Genomic DNA, 20,804 nt, shown 5'->3' with positions numbered 1-20,804 from the left:
AGTTACGCTACAGTAATGGCGCGTCCGTCCACAAAAAGGCAATTACCTCAGCCTTTGTGACACGATTGTGGGATTCGCTGCTATAATCTCCTTGCTGCAGCATCCCTGTCCTGAACATGGGCACAGCATACACCTCTTTATTCATTAGCAGTTCTTCAATGGCTTGTTCGTCTTCAGGGATTTTCAACTCATAACGAAGTCCTTCAGAAACTTGGCTGATATCACAAATCCAATTGGGGTCGATAACGCGCCTGTTTATAAATTGAATCCCGTCTGGGCGTATAAGTCCTACTCTTTCTGCTGTGGCGCTCTCATACTGACGGTTAAGCCATGCTTTCTGCTTGTCAATAAAATCCCGGAAACCATCTCTGTCAATAGGGATATCCGGAAACGCTCGCAACCATTCTTTTATTTCACTGTTGCGCCCGTAAACCGATAATACAACTGTCCTCTCGCCCATTGGCCATGCAATGCTCATGGAACACGAATTATTAATCATATTATTCCGCCGGAAAAGCTTTCCATAGGTTGCCAATGTGGCTTGAATCAACTCTTGGGTGCGTTCATTGCTGTGAAGTATAGTTGGGAAACCGCAATACCTGTCACAGGTATGCACGACATCTATGGGCTCAGGTAAGGTTATGCTACCCCCAGAGTCCTTGAGTATTTCCATCCAGGACAGCAACTCTGGCGGCACAAGCGCCACTTCCCGTTCCTGCCATTGCATACGATCAGTATTAATTAGCAATCGCTCACTAAAGCTTCCCGTCTCTATTCTCGGATGATAGCTTATATATAAACGGATGCCGTCACTTTGAGCAATTGAATACGGTACTAATTCCTCGAGTTTACCAACAGGTCTTTCAATAGGCTTCATGGCTTCGTATTCTTCTTTTATGCCAAAGTATTCATAGGTTAGCGGATTCCCATTAAAATAAAAAACAATCAGTTGTTTCCATTGCGCAAGACTGAGAGCACCATCTATTCTGAAGATCTTACGATAATCAGAACGTTTTCCGGCCTTTTTCAGGTCAGTCTCCCAACGCTCCATTATCATATCCTCGTCATACATCCTTATGGCACCATCAAAATGCCTGAAAGAGCTTTTATCATTATCGTATATGGAGTGAATATACCGGTTTCCATATTGGGTTGAGCTAATGCCAAGGGAAGGTGATTCCCTGATCTCCTCAACTTCCAGTACCCGCTCCTCACCGTCATCTTTCCACCAAAAATCTGTCATTGATACCCCTGAAAAATACTTCTCTTCTTCACTGCAACTATATCGGGCCACACCGCTCCTAATCTCGGAAATATCGTCATTGAATTGAGGGCCGTAACAAAAATCAAGCTCCACATGTTGTCGGAAACTGCTCGCCAGTCCAATCATATCAGTATCAAGTGCGATTCTTAAAGTCACCTCAGGCCTCTCTGCGAGCGAGAAAAAGTCATCAATAAAATACACATTAGGTTTGTTTCGTCTGGAGAGGTTTCTTCTAAAGTACTGGTGGCAAAATAATGCGAACGGTGTCTTTTTGCTCTTGAATACCCCGTAACCCGCATAATCAAACTCTTTCAGCAGTTCCGCCACATATATGAGCCCATCTTTGTCACACTTTGAAAAAAGCTCTGAAAAAATAGTTTGACCTATGCCATCTTTAAGATAGGCTACGCAATTGTCATGATAGAAATAACCTTTTTCGCAAATATGTGCGCCAAGGAGCTGCGTAAATTCTTCTATATAAGGCGCGCAATCCCTTTCATTATTTGTATTCAAATACTCGAGATGCTTATTTCTAAGCTGTTTGGTTTCCTGGATATCATCCATGAGGTACTGTTTCCCTATCATTCGGGAAAGCCACGGCTGCAAATGCAGCCCGAAAGGATAAATCCATCCAATCGGGCGATGGATATCATGTGCGACCAGGTTTGGCATGCCTGTAAAGGCATTATCATAGATTCCCTGCTCGAGTGCCCCTACGGTGAAGCAGAAGCCGTCCCTGTTCAATCCATCGGAATTAAGTACTATTAAATCTGACGTCATCGTGTAATTTCTAAATTTAAATCACTTTAGTGAAATGCAGTTTTATCATGAGCTACCAGCGCTAACCTTTAACATCTCAACCCAAAATCTATCTAATCTCGAACATCCGTCATTATATATGTATTTAGGATTAGGCATTGCTTCCTATATTGGTTAAATGCTTCTTTGTTTTGGAAAAGCTTTGAAAATAGAGGCATCAGTTTCGGCCTAGTCCTAATCGCTCTTCTCCCTATCAAGCCTCTATTTCTTGTGTAATCTGTCAAGAAGAATCACGCACGACAAATGATGACCGCGCTCATGTAATATTGTCTCGATGATACCCAATGGCTAATCGTAACGGGATTTTAATGACGTATATCTTCCTTAAAAGAAATTGGTCATCCGGATATCGTCCACTTAAAAAATGTCTAATGGGTTTGTCATTCTCTAAAGGTAGCGACTTAAATGGTCTTAACCAAAATCCTTTAGACGCAAGAAAACCTGCTACAGAAAAAAATTACCCTTAGCAAGGGTCCGTTTATCGAAATGAGGTTAAGGGTATATTGTGATGGGGTCTTCCATAAGTCTGGACGTATTAGCTTCAGGATTAAATCCCTTGGCAACGGCTGGAGTTACTATGCTAGTGGCAAGCACTGCACCACTACAATCGAGAGCTTGAAAGCGGGTCATTGTATTGTATTTACTCACAAATTAATTTTTATTGTTTCGAGAAACTAAAATTACAATGGACTGCGAAGCAAGAATTGTAAAAACAGTTAAAGGTTATACAAATTATTGAGAGACTTGCTTTGATTGAGTTTCTGCACTAAAAAAAGCAATTTCTTGTAAGTGATTCTACTATATTATTAAATCTTTAAAATAATTTTTGTAAATCATATTAGTAACATTTTTTGTCGAAAATACTAAGTGTTCTATTCGCTCCTGTCATCTTTGATAATTAAATGATGTTTAATTTATATTTCATAATATTTCCTTTTAAACAATCTTCCTAATTTAAAGAATCTCTTTTCTATCTATAACCTAAAAAAGAAATATCAACCTATAAATCAATCAATTAAATCACATCTCTATTTCATTAAACAATGTCAATAATGGAATTAATTGTTCGATTACGCTCCCGTCAAGCCGACTGAAAAAGCAGAACATTTAATGTTCTGCTTTTTTGTTTTTAACCAACCTTAAACCTATGTTCACCGTATACATTCTCTACAGCAAAACAAAATCAAAATTTTATATTGGTCAAACCAACGATTTGGAAGACAGATTCAGAAGACATAACTCGGGCGAATCTAAATCAACAAAAGGCGGTACACCATGGAAACTGATTTATTCTACAGAAACTGAAACCCGTTCTGAGGCTATGGCTTTAGAATTGAAAATTAAAAAGCGTGGGGCTACCCGGTACCTTAATGATATTAATTACACATATGATTTGTAGTATAGCCCGGACATAGCGTCCCACTGAGGCGGGAAGGTCGCAGGTTCTCCCGCCACAGCGGGACTGCCACCCCGACTAAAAAAGCAGAACACATTAAATGTTCTGCTTTTTTGTTTTTAATTATTTCTGCTGTAAAAAATGAAGCCCGCTTTAACAAACAAAACAGGCTTCCCTATCAAAAATAATACTAAATTAAGGCTTGGTTACCTTTATGTTTACAAAGGATGCTGTGCTGTTGTCCGCAAAAATGCCCCAATTGGTGTTACTTGCTTTATATACCCTGCTGCTTAAAGCTACTTCATTATTAATGTAGGCAACCAGCATGGAGTTTTCAATAACAACCTGCACGTCATAAGCTGTATTGGGTTGCAACGATATGGGAACATCATTATACGCAACGGTAGTGGTGGTAAGCGATGAGCGATTCGTTTTATCAAGGCTGAAACGGTTTTGTGAAGGCACAAAACGAAGGCTATAAAAATTTTCATAACCGTCACAGGCCCCTATCATAAAACCAAAATCTTTATTGCAACTGCTGTATGATACCGTAGCACTTATTTTGTAACGCGGAAGGTCAATAGGGTCATAAATAATATTTGTTACATCAAGTGCTGCCGGGCTCGACAATTGATATGAGAGCCCGCTGCCCAACGCAGTTATGTTGCCCCACTGGCTGCTTTGTACCGGGGTGTGGTTATTAGTTTCCATTTTGTTCTTCAGGGTGTGGGGTATGGCAACAGCCAGGTCGCCATTCGCCTTTTGGTAAATCTTATGCGCAGCGAGGTTACCACCCCAGCTCCACGAACCGGAATCTGTATGACCGGAGAGTATATTTGTCCACCCGAAAATGTAACGGTCAGTACCGTCTGAGGCTGTTTTAGCAGCATAAAGCCCCTTGCCCTCAAAACGGCTCAATCCTGTAGGCAGGCTCCAGGGACCATTAACAGAACTGCTTTTCCGGTAGTAGACATACTTACTGTTAATGTCGGAAAAAAGCAGGTAATATGTGCTGCCCAACTTAAAAATTTCCGGGGTCTCCATCATAAAGAAATTGTCGCTGCCCCCATCATATAGCACACCTGAATAATTCCAGGCAGTAAGGTTGGAAGAAGTGTATTTTGCAATTACACCTTTCCAGGTTCCGCCAACGTTTTTGCGGGCAGATACCAACATGATATAAGAAGCAGAACCAGTATCGTAAAAAACATACGGATCCCGGAAATTCTCGTTTTCATCAAATCCCTGTCCTGTAGGTGGATATATTGTAGCAAACGAAGCATTGTGTGTGAAATTGGCATTCAGGTTACCAGAAGTTGCCAGCATAATCCCCTCTTTTTTTGTAACACAGGAAGAGGGATAGTTAGGGTTATGCCCCGTATAGAAAGCATAATAGTTACTTCCGTTTTTAACAATGTTACCTGTGCCCAAAGCATAGTTTTGTTTACAGGCATCACTGCTGCAACTCAAAACCTCCCCTGCCGAAAGCTGAGAGTACGAGTAGAAATCCGTAGTCTTAAACCCGTACCAGGGATGCCGTTTGTGGGTAGCATCATTCCAAATGTCTTTAAGGTAGTAAATATAAAAATTGCCGTCGGCTGTGTTATAGTAAGGCATTACATCGCCAATCCGCGTGCCGTCCGATACCATCCGGTATACACCATAGTCGGTTTGTTCTGCCTGTGCCGTACAATTCAGTGCTGCGATTTTAAGGGCATGGCCATGAGGTGCCGCCTCTTGTATGGCAACCTCTTCGCTGCAGCCAAATAACATGGACAACGTGGTAAAACCTAAAATGTAGGCCTTACCGGGTGTATAATTATATTTCATAATAAATAAGGTTTGGTTACTAGCTTAAAAAACCTGCACCCTTTATGGTACAGGCCTGTAAAAAACTATCAAAAAAGCTGCTGCATTACTTTTTGACAAATTGAAGGTTATATAACGCAGCTGCTGTGGTTACCTTTGCAAAGTACACCCCTGGGGCGAAACCGGAAATATCCATTGCCATATCTGGATTTACTGCCTCAAAGTTCAAGATGTTTCTGCCATTCATGTCATAAAAAGCAACCGAAAACGTATGGGTTGAGTCAAAAGAAAAGTTTATAGCATCTGATGCAGGATTGGGATAAAGCGAAATAGCTAACGCCTGTGCGTTCTCGGTTCCTGCCACCACTTCTTCAAAACTGTAGGCCAATGTGGTTAGGTTGAAGGTAATGTTGTAGACACCTGCCTGGCAGGGAATGTCAACACCATTCTGGTTAAATATGCCGGTTCCCGAAGGCCAGCCTGTACCGCCCCAGTTATCAGGCCACTGGTCGTCAAGCCTGAATTTTAATCCCCCGTCAGTAAGGGTTATATTTTCTAATGTATAAACCACCCCATCAGTGGTCTGCATGTCGATGTCCGGTCCATCCCAACCGGCAGTGGTGGCGCTGCCCAGTATACCTACAGATGGGAAAATCTGTACAAAGTCATACTCAAGTGTAGTCCGGTTAAACGTTACATCATAGCTTCCCTCAACTGCCTGTATATCTACCCCATCCTGGTTAAAGATTCCCATACCCGAAGGCCAGCTATTACCTCCCCAGTTATTAGGCCAGTCATTATCCTGGCGGAATTTAAGCCCGTTTGTGGTAAGGGTAAGGTTATGGTAAGTGTAGGTAATACCATCTTGTGTATCAAATAATATATCGCCATCGGTACTGCCCCAGTCTACCGTAGTTGCAGCACCGCGCACGCCTATTACCGGAAATTTATATAGAAAATCATATGCTTTGGTTTCCAGGTTAAAACTAATGTCGTACACCCCTACCTGCACGGGCACATCCATGCCGCCCTGATCCTGTACTCCGGTACCACTGGGCCAGTCCGTACTTCCCCAGTTTAGTGGCCAGCTGTTATCCTGTCGGAATTTCAGGCCGCCGGTGTACAACGGCATGTTGCCTAAAGTATAATGAATCCCGTCGGTAGTGCTCATGGCAATATCGGGCTGGGTGCCGCTCCATCCTAATGTAGTGGCTGTGCCTAATATACCCACTGAAGGGAATTGTGCATTGGCAACAGATGCCAATAATATTGCAAAAAATAAAAGTAATTTTTTCATCATTAAAGTAGTTTGAGTTTAAAGATTAATATATATGCCCATTGAAATGGATGTTAGGTTTAGAAAAGCATTGAGTGGAGTCTCAATATTGTATAGCCATTGGTAGTACTATGTACACCAGGATTTGTTAGCATTTAGAGGAGGGAATGGCAAGAACAAAGAACAGGTACTATCTTCCTGCACCATTTAAAAACCAAATGCAATGTAGGATGAGAACCCTATTAGTGGGATTTGTTTTTTTAACAAAAACTTCGTTTTTAAAACAAAGGTGAGCCAATAATATTAAAAACTTAATTATCAGACTTTTGAACACAACACACAATTCACGAAATCGAAATAGTTAACATTATGTAACAGCAACATATAGCAATGTTACATGAAACAGAAAACGTTATAGTACAAATTCAAATAAATTCTGCTTAAATACAACATGCCAACTTTAAATTTAGAATTTGATAAAAAAATACATGTATTTTTGTATTACCACCTATTTTTTTGTTATCTAATTTTTATATTTCTTATGCCCAATTTATATCTAACATTACGGCAATGCTTTAAAGTAATAATTGTTGCGCTCTTCTTCGGGCTTTTTATAATTCCTGCTGCCTGTAGTAAAAAGGCAGACGATAAAAAAATACGGATAGGTTTTTCACAGGCAATGACCACAGACGAATGGCGCAGGCAAATGAACCAGTCGATGGTTGTGGAGGCATCGCTGCATCCTGAAACTGAACTGACCATAAAAGATGCCAAAAACAATGTAGAGCAACAAATTTCGGATATTGAAAAACTGATATCCGACAAAGTAGACATATTACTTGTATCGCCTATTGAAGCACAGCCGCTGGATGCGGTTATAAAAAAGGCGCTTAATAGTGGCATACCTGTAATAGCCATAGACCGTAAAACCGATAATGAAGATTTTACAGCCTTTATTGGAGCCGATAATATAGAAGTGGGGCGCAATGCTGCTAAATACATATTGGCCAATACTACAGGTAATGTAAATATTGTGGAGGTAACCGGTGCACATGCTTCTTCACCCGCTTATGAGCGTAGCCTTGGTTTCATGCAAATGACAGACCTGAACCGAAGGTTGAAAATAATCCAAAAGATTAGTGGCGACTGGGAGTTGCCCTCTGCAAAAAGCCAGCTAAAACAACTGTTGAAAAAACAGAAAGAGATTGACTATATTTTCTGCCACAACGATCGTATGGCCCTCGGCGCCTGGGAAGCCGCCAAAGAAATGGGGTTGGAAAAAAACATTAAAATTATTGGGGTTGATGCCCTTAATACTCCAAATGGCGGTATTGAGCTGGTAAAGAACGGAGCCTTGGCTGCTACTATACTATACCCTAACGGCGGTAACGAAGCCATAAAATTGGCCATTACCATATACAACCGCGAGCCTTTTGCAAAAAATAATATCCTCAATACCATTGTGGTAGACCGCAACAATGCGGAAATCATAGAAAACCAGATGGATAAGGTAGACCAACAGCAAAAAGTTATAGAAGGCCAGCTCCATGCAATAAAAGTACAGGAGGAAGAATTCACATCCCAAAAGCACCTGGTGCGTTTACTGTCTTTTTTCCTGATAACCATACTGGCATTGGCTTTATACAGCATTTACAGTACTATTTCGCTAAAGAAGAAAAAACAACAGCTTGAAGGTTTTAACCAGACCGTAACACGTCAGAAAAATGAACTGGAAACAATGGCAGAAGAGGCCCGTAGGAATAACGAGGCGAAATTCAGCTTTTTTACCGGACTGAGCCATGAGTTTAAAACACCTTTAACACTGATTATAAGCTATGCCGAATCGCTCATTGAAAATGAAAAGGTTAAAGGCACCAAGCTTATGGAAGAAATGAAGCTTATTTACACCAACTCTAACCGCTTGCTGCGCCTTATTAACCAGTTGCTTGACTTCAGGAAAATTGAGGAACGCAAATTTACATTGCTGGCATCACGTACAAATATTTATGATTTCACTTTAGCACTTATGGCAAATTTTAAAGTGGAAGCAGCTCGTCGTAATATAGAATTTATTGTAGCCTGCGACAACAGGGGAACCGATGTTTTCATAGACCGCGGCATGATAGATAAAGTGTACTTTAATTTACTTTCTAACGCTTTTAAGTTCACCCCTGACAACGGTAAAATTAAAATTGTAATTAAGGAAACCCCTTCTCATGTAAAAATTGTGTTTAGGGACTCCGGCATCGGGATACCCGAATCGGAATTGCCGCAGGTGTTTAACCCATTCTTTAAAGCCTCTAACAATACGAAAAACAGTTCCGGCATAGGGCTAAACATTGCCCGCGAATTTGTTACCCTGCATAAGGGAGAACTCGAAGTAAAATCCCTGCACGGCACAGAGTTTATCCTGTCATTACAAAAAGGCACTAACCATTTGCTGGCCACAGAAATTAACCGGCAGGATGAGGATATAAAAGAGGGCCTGCTTAAAATCCAGGACTTTTTTACATCTGAAACAGAACTAACAACACCCATGCAAAAGCGCGCTACTGACGAAAGATATAGCCTGCTTATTATTGAAGACCACCCTGACCTTGTTAATTTTCTTGGAAATAAACTGGGTGCCGATTACAACGTAACAACCAGCGACGGCACTGATGCTGTTTCATTTGCGCTCAGAAATATACCCGATATTATTATTTGCGATATTAACCTAAACGGTACCGATGGTTTTGAAATAAGCCGCATATTAAAAAAAGACCTGCGCACATCCCACATCCCTGTGTTAATGCTTACCGCCTTGAGCAATAAAGAATCACTGCTGAAAGGGTTACAGGCCGGTGTAGATGCCTACCTTACAAAACCATTTAGCCTTTCTGTATTACAGCGCAACCTTGAAGGCCTGTTATTCAACCGGGAAAAACTACGCTATTATTACACGAATAATATTTATAAAGTAAACCCGGAAACCCGGTTCGGGAACCAGGAACAGGATTTTATAGCGAAGATGAACACCATAATTGCAGAAAACCTGGAAGACCCGAAATTTTCAGTAGAGGAACTTGCAGAAAAAATGCTGGTGTCGCGGGTACAGCTGTATCGTAAGGTAAAAGCAATTTTAGGTATTAATATCAGCGACCATATAAATAACATCAAATTAGAGCGCGCATCCGAAATGCTTAAGGGAGGGAATATGAACGTGAGTGAGGTTGCTTATGCTTTAGGATATTCATCGCCAAACTACTTTTCTACCGCGTTCAAAAATAAATATGGCGTAACGCCTAAAGATTTTAAAGTAACAGGATAAACGGGCACGATATAAAACAAAATACAAGTAACATTTTTGATATTGATGTAACAATTTAATATCTACAACGATATAGAAGAAAAGGTTTTCGCTAAATTAAAATACTGTTTTTCAAAATTTTACACGTACGCTATAGATGTTTTCAGGCCAGTGTTACATCATTGTAACATCAACAAAAATGCACATTACAGTTTCACACTACTTTAGCCATCAGAATAATTAAATTTTCAACCAATGAACAAAATTATTATCTGGTCGGTTATTGCCGCCCTGGCAGGTTTTCTTTTCGGTTTCGATACAGTCGTGATTTCCGGCGCCGATCAGCAATTACAAAAGTTATGGCATTCATCAGATGCCTTCCATGGTTCTGTTGTTATGGGTATGGCCTTATGGGGAACCGTAGTGGGAGCCATTTTTGGCGGCATCCCCACCAATGCTATCGGGCGTAAAAACACACTGCTATGGATTGGTGTATTATATTTTATATCTGCTATAGGCTCGGCTATGGCAAACGCCCCTTATGTATTTGCACTATTCCGTTTCATTGGTGGCCTGGGTGTAGGTGCTTCTACCATTGCCGCGCCTGCTTATGTATCTGAAATTGCCCCGGCAGAAAAAAGGGGCCGCCTTGTAGCGTTGTACCAGTTCAATATAGTACTGGGTATCCTTATTGCATTTGTATCGAATTATTTCCTGAAAGATATTGGCGAGAACGCATGGCGCTGGATGCTGGGTATACAGGCTATACCGGCAGCAATCTATACAGCGCTTATGCTTACGGTTCCTAAAAGCCCGCGCTGGTTACTCTCAAAATTCAGGTATGAAGAAGCCCGTAAGGTATTAGTATTAATAGATCCTAAAGCAAACATAGAAACCCTGATGCTGGAACACAACCAGGAAAAAGATGCGGCAAATGAAACGCTGTTCTCTAAAAAATACCGTTTCCCGGTACTACTTGCATTCCTCATTGCATTCTTCAACCAGTTTTCGGGCATCAATGCATTTTTATACTATGCCCCCCGTATTTTTAAAGAAGCCGGCCTGGGCGACAGTACCGCGCTTTTAAGCAGCATAGGCATTGGTATTATTAACCTTGTATTCACTCTTATCGGTGTAGCCCTCATAGACAAATTCGGCCGCAGGCTGCTTATGTACATTGGCTCTGTAGGCTATATTATTTCACTGGGGCTGGTAGCTGCCGCCTTTTATTTTGGCTGGGGCGGCATGGCTGTACCGGGTTTCCTGTTCCTTTTTATAGCCGCACACGCTATTGGGCAGGGAGCTGTAATATGGGTATTCATTTCCGAAATTTTCCCTAACCACATACGTGCCTCCGGGCAGGCATTCGGCAGCTCGGTGCATTGGGTACTGGCGGCTATAATCCCCTCTCTGGTGCCGGTACTTTTTACTACTATAGGGCCTGCCATAGTATTCCTGATATTTACTGTAATGATGGTATTCCAGCTGCTGTTTGTAATGTTCCTTATGCCGGAAACAAAAGGAAAATCACTTGAAGAGCTTAGCGGGGAACTAACCAATGATAAAAACCGACAAATTCAAAAAAATGAATACGAAAAAAAATCTGCTCTGCGGGCTGACTAGCCTGTGCCTTATGGGCAACATAACCGCACAACAGGCCAATAATGAAGAAACCGGTTACAGGCCTAACTTTCATTTTACGCCAAAAAATAACTGGATGAACGACCCTAACGGCCTTTTTTATGCCGATGGCGTTTACCACCTGTATTTTCAGTACTGGCCGTACGGCAATACCTGGGGGCCTATGCACTGGGGGCATGCCACCAGCAAGGATCTTGTAAAATGGGAAGAACAGCCCGTAGCCCTATACCCTGACCGTTTTGGTTACATCTTTTCGGGTAGTGCCGCTTATGATACCCAAAATACCAGCGGGTTTGCAGAGGGCGGTAAAGCACCTGCCATAGCCATATTTACCTACCATGACCCGGTAAAGGAAAAAGCAGGCCAGGTTGATGTAGAATCGCAGGGGCTGGCCTACTCGCTTGACAACGGGCAAACCTGGACCAAATACGACCGTGGCAACCCCGTAATAAAAAATCCGGGCATACGTGATTTTCGCGACCCCAAGGTAAACCGCGACTGGGTAAATAACCGCTGGATACTGGTGCTGGCAGCACAGGACAGGGCACAGTTTTATGCCTCTGATAACCTTAAGGACTGGAAATACCTTTCGGATTTTGGGATAGGTATTGGTGCGCACGGCGGTGTGTGGGAATGCCCCGACTTTTTTCCGTTAAAAGTAAAAGGCAGCGAAGAAGTAAAATGGGTTTTGGTACAAAGCCTTAATCCCGGTGGTGCCAATGGTGGTAGCGGGACACAATATTTTATCGGCGATTTTGACGGCACGAACTTTACCCTCGATAAAGCTTTCAGCCAAAAACTTGAAAAAGACAAAGCAATATGGCTGGACTTTGGCCGCGACAATTATGCCGGGGTAACTTGGGGTGGTGCTCCAAACGAACAATATAAACGCTACTTTATAGGGTGGATGGCAAACTGGGATTATGCCAATGTGGTACCCACACAAACCTGGCGCGGAGCGAACACCGTAGTAAGGGAACTTGAATTAGTGAAAGATGCCAATGGCTACAGGCTGAATACGGTACCTGTAAAAAACCTACAGAGTTATATTGCCAAAACCGATGTACAGAAAAAGATTTCGGTAAAACAAAATACAGTATTAGTAGCGCAAGGTAAAACCGACCTTACACAAGCTGATATCAGCCTGAATCTGAAAAACCTGAAAAAAGAGACGTATACACTTGTGCTTTCTAATGCCGATGGCGACGAGCTACGTTTTGGTATTGACAATACCGGTGGAGAGCTTTTTATAGACCGTTCCAAATCAAGCAATGCGACAAGTTTCCACAAGTTTACAGCTGCGGTATCAAAAGCGAAATTGTCCGGTACGCAAAAGCAGGTAAAGTTCAGGTTCCTGCTTGATAAAACGTCTATAGAGCTATTTTACAATGACGGCGAAATTGCTCTTACCGAAATATTTTATACCAAAAGCCCTTTTACAACCCTCAGTGTTGAGGGCGGGCAAAAGTTTGACATTGAGAACCTCATAATCAACCAGCTTGATTTTAAATAGATTGCTAATCTTATAACCAAACTAAACATGAAATTTAAAATTATCTTTTTTTTGTGCCTCCTTTTTCCTTTGCTTGGCTTAGCGCAGGGCATAGAAGTAAAAGGGACGGTACTTTCGGGGGAAGATAACCTTCCGCTGCCGGGTGCCTCGGTACTCATAACCGGCACCACTATTTCAACAGTTACTGATATCGACGGTAACTTTACCCTTACCAATGTTCCGGCTTCAGGCCAGCTTGTTATCAGTTTTATGGGCTTTCAATCGCAAACGATTGCAGCCGCCCCGCAAATAAACATTACCCTTAAACCGGACCAAACGGAACTGGAAACCGTAGTGGTTACCGGCTATTCCAGCCAAAAGAAAGCTGACATTACCGGCGCTGTAGCTGTGGTAGATATGGATGAGGCATCAAAGCAAAAACAACCCAACGTAGTGCAATCACTACAGGGTCGTGTACCGGGTGTACGCGTAAGTACCGATGGCTCTCCAAGCGGCGGGAATACCGGTATTGTTATCCGGGGTGTGGGTACATTAAACAACACTGCCCCACTCTTAGTTATTGACGGCGTACCTACAAAATCGGGTATGCATGAACTGAACCCTAACGATATCGAATCCATACAGGTACTGAAAGATGCTGCCTCGGCCAGTATATACGGGTCGCGTGCCAGTAACGGTGTAATCATCATAACTACCAAAAAAGGTAAAAATGGCCGCATGCGTATCAATTTTGACCACTATACCTCTTTCTCTTCGTATGCACGCCGCACAAAGGTGCTAAACGCACAACAATATGGCCAGGCACTATGGCAGGCAAATGTAAACGACGGTATAGACCCCAATAACAACAACCTCAGCTACCAGTTTGACTGGAACGTGGTAAATGGGCGCCCTACGCTAAATAATGTATTGGTACCGGAATACCTTGATGCCGCACAAACCATAAAATCGGCCAATACAGATTGGTACGATGCTATTTCACGCACCGGTATTGCGCAAAGCTATGACCTTTCGGTATCTAACGGGTCGGATAAAGGAAGCTATCTTTTTTCATTGAATTATTATAATAATGAAGGTATTGTAAGGACTACGGAATTTACCAGGTTGTCGGCCCGTATGAACAGTTCGTATAAATACTTTGACGGCAGGCTTACCGTTGGCGAAAATTTTACCATGAACCGCACAAAAGAAGTTACTGACCCGGGAGTATTAGACCCTGCACTCAGGGCATTGCCCCTTATTCCGGTACATACTGTAGATGGTGAGGGCTGGGGTGGCCCGGTAGGTGGCATGAACGACCGCCAAAACCCGGTACGCCTTTTAGAATACAACAAAGACAACCCTTATAAATACCTGCGCCTGTTTGGTAATGCCTATGCAGATTTAGAAGTAATTAAAAACCTGCATGTTAAAACCAGTTTTGGTATTGATTATGGCTATTACAACAAACGGACACTACAGCGCAGCTACCGTTCGGGTTACCTGCAAAACGACCAGACTTCGGTAACCATAGACCAGACAGTAAGCGACAAGTGGACATGGAGTAACACCGCCACCTACAATTTTGAAATTGGCAAGAACCATATAAACCTCCTTGCCGGTACCGAAATGTATAGCGACACCTATGACAACACCACCTTAAGGAAAAACGATTTTATAATAGAAACGCCTGATTACATGTACCCTGATGCCGGTACAGGAGAATCATTTACCAGCGGTACCTCTACACGCTATAAGCTGCTTTCTTACTTTGGCAAAATAGACTATGATTATGATGGCCGCTACCTGGCCTCTGCTACCGTACGACGCGACGGTTCATCAAGGTTTGGGAAAAACAACCGTTTCGGTACATTCCCTGCTGTTTCTGCCGGATGGCGCATCAGTGAGGAGAGCTTCCTAAAAAATATTGAAAACACGCCCGTATCCGACCTGAAACTGCGTGCCAGCTGGGGGCAAACCGGTAACCAGGAAATAAGCAATACAGCAGTGTACTCACTGTTCCTGGCCAACTATGCCGGAGGAAGCCCTACATGGGCCACATCATACGGAACGGCTTATGATATTAACGGTAACAACAACGGGCTTTTGCCGTCAGGCTATATTGCCACACAAACCGGCAATGATAACCTGAAATGGGAAACTACTACTCAAACCGACATTGGCCTTGACTTTGGTTTTTTTGATCAAAAATTAAGCGGTTCAGTAGATTATTATGTTAAGAAAACCGAAGATATACTTGTACTGCCTCCTTATCTCGGTGTAATAGGCGAAGGCGGAAGCCGCTGGGTAAACGGGGCAAGCATGGAAAACCGTGGCTGGGAGGCCATACTTACCTACCGAAACGAAACTTCCGGAGGGTTTAAGTATGAAATTACCGGAAACTTTTCTGCCAACAAAAATAAAATTACCAAACTGCCTGCGGAAGTACGCAACAGCTATGGTGGTGATGGCGAAGACGATAATATATTAGGCAGACCGATAAATTCAATGTATGGTTACGTGGCAGACGGCCTGTTCCGCACACAGGATGAAGTGGACGCACATGCCGACCAACCGGGTAAAGGATTAGGGCGTATCCGGTATAAAGACCTTAACGAGGATGGTGTAGTAGATACTAAAGACCGCACCTGGATAGGTAACCCGAACCCCGGATTCCAGTACGGTATAAATGTAGCGCTTAGCTACAAGAACTTTGACTTTACTACCTTTTGGGATGGTATAGGCAATGTAGATGTAATCAACAGTAAAAAATACCAAACGGATTTCTGGAGTGTAGACGATGTGGGCTCTAACAAAGGAACACGCCTGCTTAACGCCTGGAGCGTAGACAACCCAAACTCCTCTATACCGGCGCTTACCACCGTTGACCGCAATGCAGAAAGCCGATTCAGCACCTATTATGTGGAAAATGGCAGCTACCTGAAACTGCGCGTACTGCAACTGGGCTATACATTGCCGAAATCGCTTTCTGAAAAATACAGCCTTGAGAATTTCAGGGTCTATATAAGCGGTCAAAACTTACTGATTATTGACAGCAAAAAGTTTACCGGTGTAGACCCTGAAAGCCCTGCCTTTGGCTACCCACTGCCAATGAGCTTTACTGTGGGCCTGAATGTTTCACTCTAAAAAAACTAAAATGAAAAAGACATTATATTTTGCGGGCCTGCTCGGCCTGATGTTTACCGCTTCGTGTACTGATTTTTTAGATAATAATCCTCGCGGCGTGCTGGATGAAAAGCAACTTGTAACCCCTGAAAATGTAGATGGCTTTATAACCGCAGCCTATTCGGCACTGGGTAATGACCACTACGATACCCCTTTCAGCCTTTGGCCTTATGGCAACGTGCGAAGCGATGATGCCTACAAAGGCGGCAGCGGTACAAACGACATACAAGATTTCCACTTTTTTGAGATATCAAATAACATCCGTCCTGATTTTGGTGAATTGGATGCGCTCTGGTATCAACACTATGTTGGGGTTTCAAGGTGTAACAAGGCTCTAAGGGCTTTGGAACAGCTTGATGAAGCCGATTATCCGTTGAAACAGCAACGCATTGGCGAAATGAAATTTGTCCGTGGGCATTTCTATTTCATGCTGAAGATACTATATCGCAACATACCTTATATCACAGAGGATATTCCGGTAGAAAATTATGGGCAGATTAGTAATACCGCATTAAACAATGAGGAACTGTGGGAAGCCATAGCACAAAACTTTGAAGATGCTGCAGATTTGCTGCCCGATAGCCAAACCCAGGTGGGCAGGGCCGATAAAGCAGCCGCATATGCCTACCTTGCCAAGGTACGCCTGTACCAGGCCTACACACAGGACGACAACTATAACGTAACCGGCGTTAACCAGGAACACATGCAGCAGGTTCTTGAAGCTACAAGCCATGTAATGGGTTCGGCAAGCCTGGAGCCTGATTTTGCGAACAACTTCCTGCCCGGCGAACATGAAAACGGCCCTGAGAGTGTTTTTTCTATACAGTTTAGCGAAGACGACGGTACACTATATGGCAGGCTAAACTATGGCGACGTACTGAGCCTGCCCCAGGGATTGGGCTGCTGCGATTTCCATAAGCCCAGCCAAAACCTTGTCAATTCTTATAAAACGGCAGCCAATGGTATCCCTATGTTCGATACCTATAACGACGCTGACCTTGACTACCATGCCCTTAACGACTATACGGTAGACCCACGCCTGTACCATACTGTTGCCCTGCCGGGATTGCCGTGGAAGTATGACCCCGAATATACGTATGTAGAGGCATGGGTACGCAGCCCGAGCACCTACGGCTATACTGCTTCATTAAAAGAAAACGTTCCTGTAGGATGCAACTGTACGGTAAATATTGACCCTTTTTATGGCAATGCCAAGAACAGGATACAAATCCGCTATGCCGATGTGCTGCTTATGAGAGCAGAAGCACTTATTGAAACCGGTCAGCAGGATGAAGCACTGTTGCTTATAAATGAAGTGCGCAACCGCGCGGCAAACAGTACGGGGCTAATATCAGGGTATGCTACAAATACCAATATAAGCCCTTATATTAACGGCCAAAACTGTACCTGGACACAGGATTTTGCCCGCCAGGCACTGCGCTGGGAACGCCGCCTGGAGTTTGCCATGGAAGGGAGCCGTTTCTTTGACCTGGTACGCTGGGGCGTGGCAGACGAAGTAATGAATGCGTATTATGCCGAAGAGAAGACCAAACGCGCTTATTACAACGATGCATTCTTTGACCGCAATAAAGAGGAATACTGCCCCATACCTTTGGCACAGATTAACTTTAGCCAGGGTGTGTACCACCAAAATCCGGGTTATTAATTCTTAACTGCTAACATTATGAAAACAATATATAAAACCAGTTTAGTAGCAGGAATCCTGCTGCTATTTGTTACACTGTTTTCCTGCGAAGACAGTTTTGATAATACGGGGTTTAACACTAACGCAGCCGTGAGTATTACCGCCTTTAGTATTGCAGGAACTGAAGGTGAAATTAACCAGGGCACAGGAGCTATAACCTTGGTAGTACCGTATGGTAGCGACATTACAAGCCAGTTAGCTACAATAGGCCTGCCTGACGGAGCCGATATCAATGTAGATTTCAGCCAGGCCATGAATTTTACACAGCCCATCAGCTTTAGGGTGGTAAACGGGAATCTCTATAAAGATTATACTGTAAACGTATCAGTTGCTTCACCTATTATCAGCTTTAAGATTAACGATATTGCGGCAAGCATAAATAATACCTCCCATACCATATTACTTACCCTGCCTTCCGGTACAGACCTCACGGCGCTACAACCCGTAGTAGAACTCAGCGAAGGCGTAACCATATCGCCGGCTTCGGGCAGCACTATTGATTTTACAAACCCTGTGGTATTTACAGTAAGTACCGCCGCAAGCTCTGTAGACTACACTGCTACAGTAAGCGTACCGGTGGAAGGCCTTACCGTTGCATTCCTGGGGACTGCAGCAACGCGCGAAGCGATAAGCAATATGGATGAGAAAACCGCATGTGATTGGCTCTTTGACAATTACCAGGGTGCACAGTACCTGTCTTTTGCCCAGATTAACTCAGGTGCTGATATCAGTGAAATTGATGTAATATGGTGGCATTATGATAGTGCCCAGACCTTACCTTCTATAGCGTTGAATCCTACCGTAACAACTGCCCTGCAAACGTATAAGGCTAATGGTGGCAACCTGCTGCTTACCACCTTTGCCAGCCAATATGTAGATGCACTTGGTGTTGTACCTCCAGGAAAGGGGCCTAACAATGTGTTTGGCGATTTTCCTCCTAACGGTGGTGTAGATACCAACTCCTGGGGTATTACCTTTGCAGGACATGAAGGCCACCCTATTTTCCAGAACCTGGAAACCTATGAAGGCAATAAGGCTTATTTACTGCAAAGTGGTACGTTCAGGCTTAACCATACCGCCTGGTGGTTTTTACCGGAATGGGGTGGCTATGGCGATGGTGCCGGCTGGAGGAGCCAAACGGGTGGTACAAACCTGGCCAGCGAACCTTGGGATACCGGCCTTAACGGACGAGTAGTAATTGCCGAATGGGGCGACACCGACAAAAATGTTGTAATAATTTCATTGGGTGCCTATGACTGGTATAACGAGCCTGATGCTAATGGTAATCCAAGCCAGGCGAATGGGTATATAAATAACATACAAACCCTTACACTAAACAGCATTAATTACCTCATTAATAATTAACACCGCTATGAAATTTAAATATATATACTTTTTACCCGCATTTGTTATAGCGCTAACCTCGTGCAATGATGACGATAAGTACATAGGGGGCTCTATAATGGGCGGGGAAACAGTCATCAGCACAATATACCCTACACCACCGTCACAATGGATGGGTGGCGAGGAACCTTATTTTAGTGCAGGCTACACGGGAGACCCAATGCCGTTTTATGAAGATGGTACGTTCCATGTGTACTTTCTGCATGATGCTATAAACAAACCTGCCGGTAAGGGTTTCCACGATATTCATGAATACAGTACCACAGACCTGGCACATTTTGAGTATAAAGGGCAAATGGTGCCCTATGGCGGACAGGACGAACCTGACTTTGGCGTGGGTACAGGATCGGTTATAAAAGTTGGCGGCACGTATTATTTTTACTACACCGGGCATAATGATATAGCAACTTTCCGTGCCAATAACCCACGAGAAAGTGTGCTGTTAGCCACCAGTACCGACAGGATACACTGGACTAAGCAAACATCTTTTAAAATAACAGCTCCGGCAGGTTATTATGATTATGACTTCCGTGACCCCCATGTATTCCAGAACCCTGATGATGGTAAGTACTGGATGCTGGTAAGTACCCAAACCGACCCGGCACGGAAGGCTGTACTGCTTAAATTTACATCAGATAATCCGGCAAGCGGTAACTGGACACCCGCGGGGTCTTTCTATACCACTGCACCGGAAGACAATTACCTGATGATGGAATGTGCCGACATATTTAAAATGGGTAGCTATTGGTACCTGACTTTCAGCGAAAACTGGAGTAATAGCAAAGGTACCCACTACCGTATGGCTACTTCTATAAACGGCCCCTGGGTAAAACCGGCAAACGATATGCTTGATGGCGAATATTTTTATGCCGCAAAAACTGCTTCAGACGGGAACAAGCGCTATGCTTTTGGATGGACGGCCCGTAAAGCTCCCGAAAATGATACGGGAGGTAAAGATTGGGCAGGCAACCTTGTAGTACACGAAATCATCCAGAATGCTGACGGTACACTTGGCCTGAAAGCACCCGATGCCGTAAGCCAGCTCTTTACGCAACCATCGGCTATAGCCCTGCAAAATACATCCGGTAACGTAACACAGGGTAATAATACATTTACTTTAAATGCTACTGCTGATATGGCTGTAGCAACGTTTGCTCCTGTAGGTAAAAAAATGAAGGCTTCGGCACAAATTACCCTGAACAATACTTCAGGTGCGGCAGGTTTTTTCTTTAACGTGAGCAGCAGTGCATATTATAAAATTGTATTCGAGCCACAGCAAAACCGTATAGCAGCGTATAACAGCAACGGAGATGAAGTTACCCGAGTACCTTTTAACATTCAGGCCGGTACGGCTTACAACATTACGGTTATAGCAGATGGCAGTATTTGCGAAGTTTATGTAGACGGAAAAACGGTATTAAGTAACCGTATTTACGGCCGTGACCAACAGGACTGGGGGCTTATAGCTACTGATGGTGCAGCTGCCACTTTTAGTGGATTGGAAATAAAAAAACCATAACCTA

The 20,804-nt window shown here is 43.4% G+C and carries 11 protein-coding genes; 8 read left to right on the top strand and 3 right to left on the bottom strand.

The annotated features are described in order from the left end of the window. Positions 1–7: 7 nt before the first annotated feature. Positions 8–2,044, bottom strand: a complete 2,037-nt coding sequence (locus tag ACZIX4_RS02620) for a hypothetical protein (RefSeq protein ID WP_463334052.1) — start codon at positions 2,042–2,044, stop codon at positions 8–10. Between the two features lie 1,186 nt (positions 2,045–3,230). Between ACZIX4_RS02620 and ACZIX4_RS02615 the strand changes: the two genes are divergently transcribed. Then, the gene (locus ACZIX4_RS02615) at positions 3,231–3,482 is read left to right on the top strand and encodes a GIY-YIG nuclease family protein (RefSeq protein ID WP_463334051.1); all 252 of its coding nucleotides are present in this window, start codon (positions 3,231–3,233) and stop codon (positions 3,480–3,482) included. Between the two features lie 192 nt (positions 3,483–3,674). Here the strand turns inward: ACZIX4_RS02615 and ACZIX4_RS02610 are convergent, their stop codons facing one another. Beyond that, positions 3,675–5,309 (bottom strand): GH32 C-terminal domain-containing protein, encoded by a 1,635-nt coding sequence (locus ACZIX4_RS02610; RefSeq protein WP_463334050.1) that lies wholly within the window; start codon positions 5,307–5,309, stop codon positions 3,675–3,677. An 85-nt stretch (positions 5,310–5,394) separates the two neighbouring features. Beyond that, entirely contained in the window at positions 5,395–6,585 is a 1,191-nt protein-coding gene (locus tag ACZIX4_RS02605; RefSeq protein ID WP_463334049.1) for a T9SS type A sorting domain-containing protein, read from the bottom strand. A gap of 520 nt (positions 6,586–7,105) precedes the next feature. On the opposite strand from ACZIX4_RS02605, the gene ACZIX4_RS02600 reads away from it, so the two are divergent. The 7 genes from ACZIX4_RS02600 to ACZIX4_RS02570 all read left to right on the top strand — a co-directional run bounded on the left by ACZIX4_RS02600 (position 7,106) and on the right by ACZIX4_RS02570 (position 20,800). Then, the gene (locus tag ACZIX4_RS02600) at positions 7,106–9,874 is read left to right on the top strand and encodes a substrate-binding domain-containing protein (RefSeq protein ID WP_463334048.1); all 2,769 of its coding nucleotides are present in this window, start codon (positions 7,106–7,108) and stop codon (positions 9,872–9,874) included. Positions 9,875–10,108: 234 nt separating this feature from the next. Beyond that, a complete protein-coding gene (locus ACZIX4_RS02595; RefSeq protein WP_463334047.1) occupies positions 10,109–11,476 on the top strand; it encodes a sugar porter family MFS transporter in 1,368 nt (455 codons plus the stop codon). Then, positions 11,439–13,007 carry a glycoside hydrolase family 32 protein gene (locus ACZIX4_RS02590; RefSeq protein WP_463334046.1) on the top strand — a complete coding sequence of 523 codons (1,569 nt, stop codon included), beginning with the start codon at positions 11,439–11,441 and terminating at the stop codon, positions 13,005–13,007. The genes ACZIX4_RS02595 and ACZIX4_RS02590 overlap by 38 nt, the downstream gene beginning before the upstream one ends. 27 nt (positions 13,008–13,034) lie before the next feature. Then, complete coding sequence (locus ACZIX4_RS02585; protein ID WP_463334045.1) at positions 13,035–16,133, top strand: SusC/RagA family TonB-linked outer membrane protein; 3,099 nt, start codon at positions 13,035–13,037, stop codon at positions 16,131–16,133. Between the two features lie 10 nt (positions 16,134–16,143). After that, a complete protein-coding gene (locus ACZIX4_RS02580) occupies positions 16,144–17,838 on the top strand; it encodes a RagB/SusD family nutrient uptake outer membrane protein (RefSeq protein WP_463334044.1) in 1,695 nt (564 codons plus the stop codon). Positions 17,839–17,856: 18 nt separating this feature from the next. Beyond that, the gene (locus ACZIX4_RS02575; protein ID WP_463334043.1) at positions 17,857–19,242 is read left to right on the top strand and encodes a DUF4960 domain-containing protein; all 1,386 of its coding nucleotides are present in this window, start codon (positions 17,857–17,859) and stop codon (positions 19,240–19,242) included. 7 nt (positions 19,243–19,249) lie between these two features. After that, complete coding sequence (locus ACZIX4_RS02570) at positions 19,250–20,800, top strand: glycoside hydrolase domain-containing protein (protein WP_463334042.1); 1,551 nt, start codon at positions 19,250–19,252, stop codon at positions 20,798–20,800. The last annotated feature ends 4 nt before the right edge of the window (positions 20,801–20,804 follow it).

It is taken from the genome of Flavobacterium niveum (assembly GCF_055231775.1).
The sequence above is the reverse complement of the archived record's forward strand: the minus strand, read 5'-3'. Positions and strand labels throughout refer to the sequence as shown.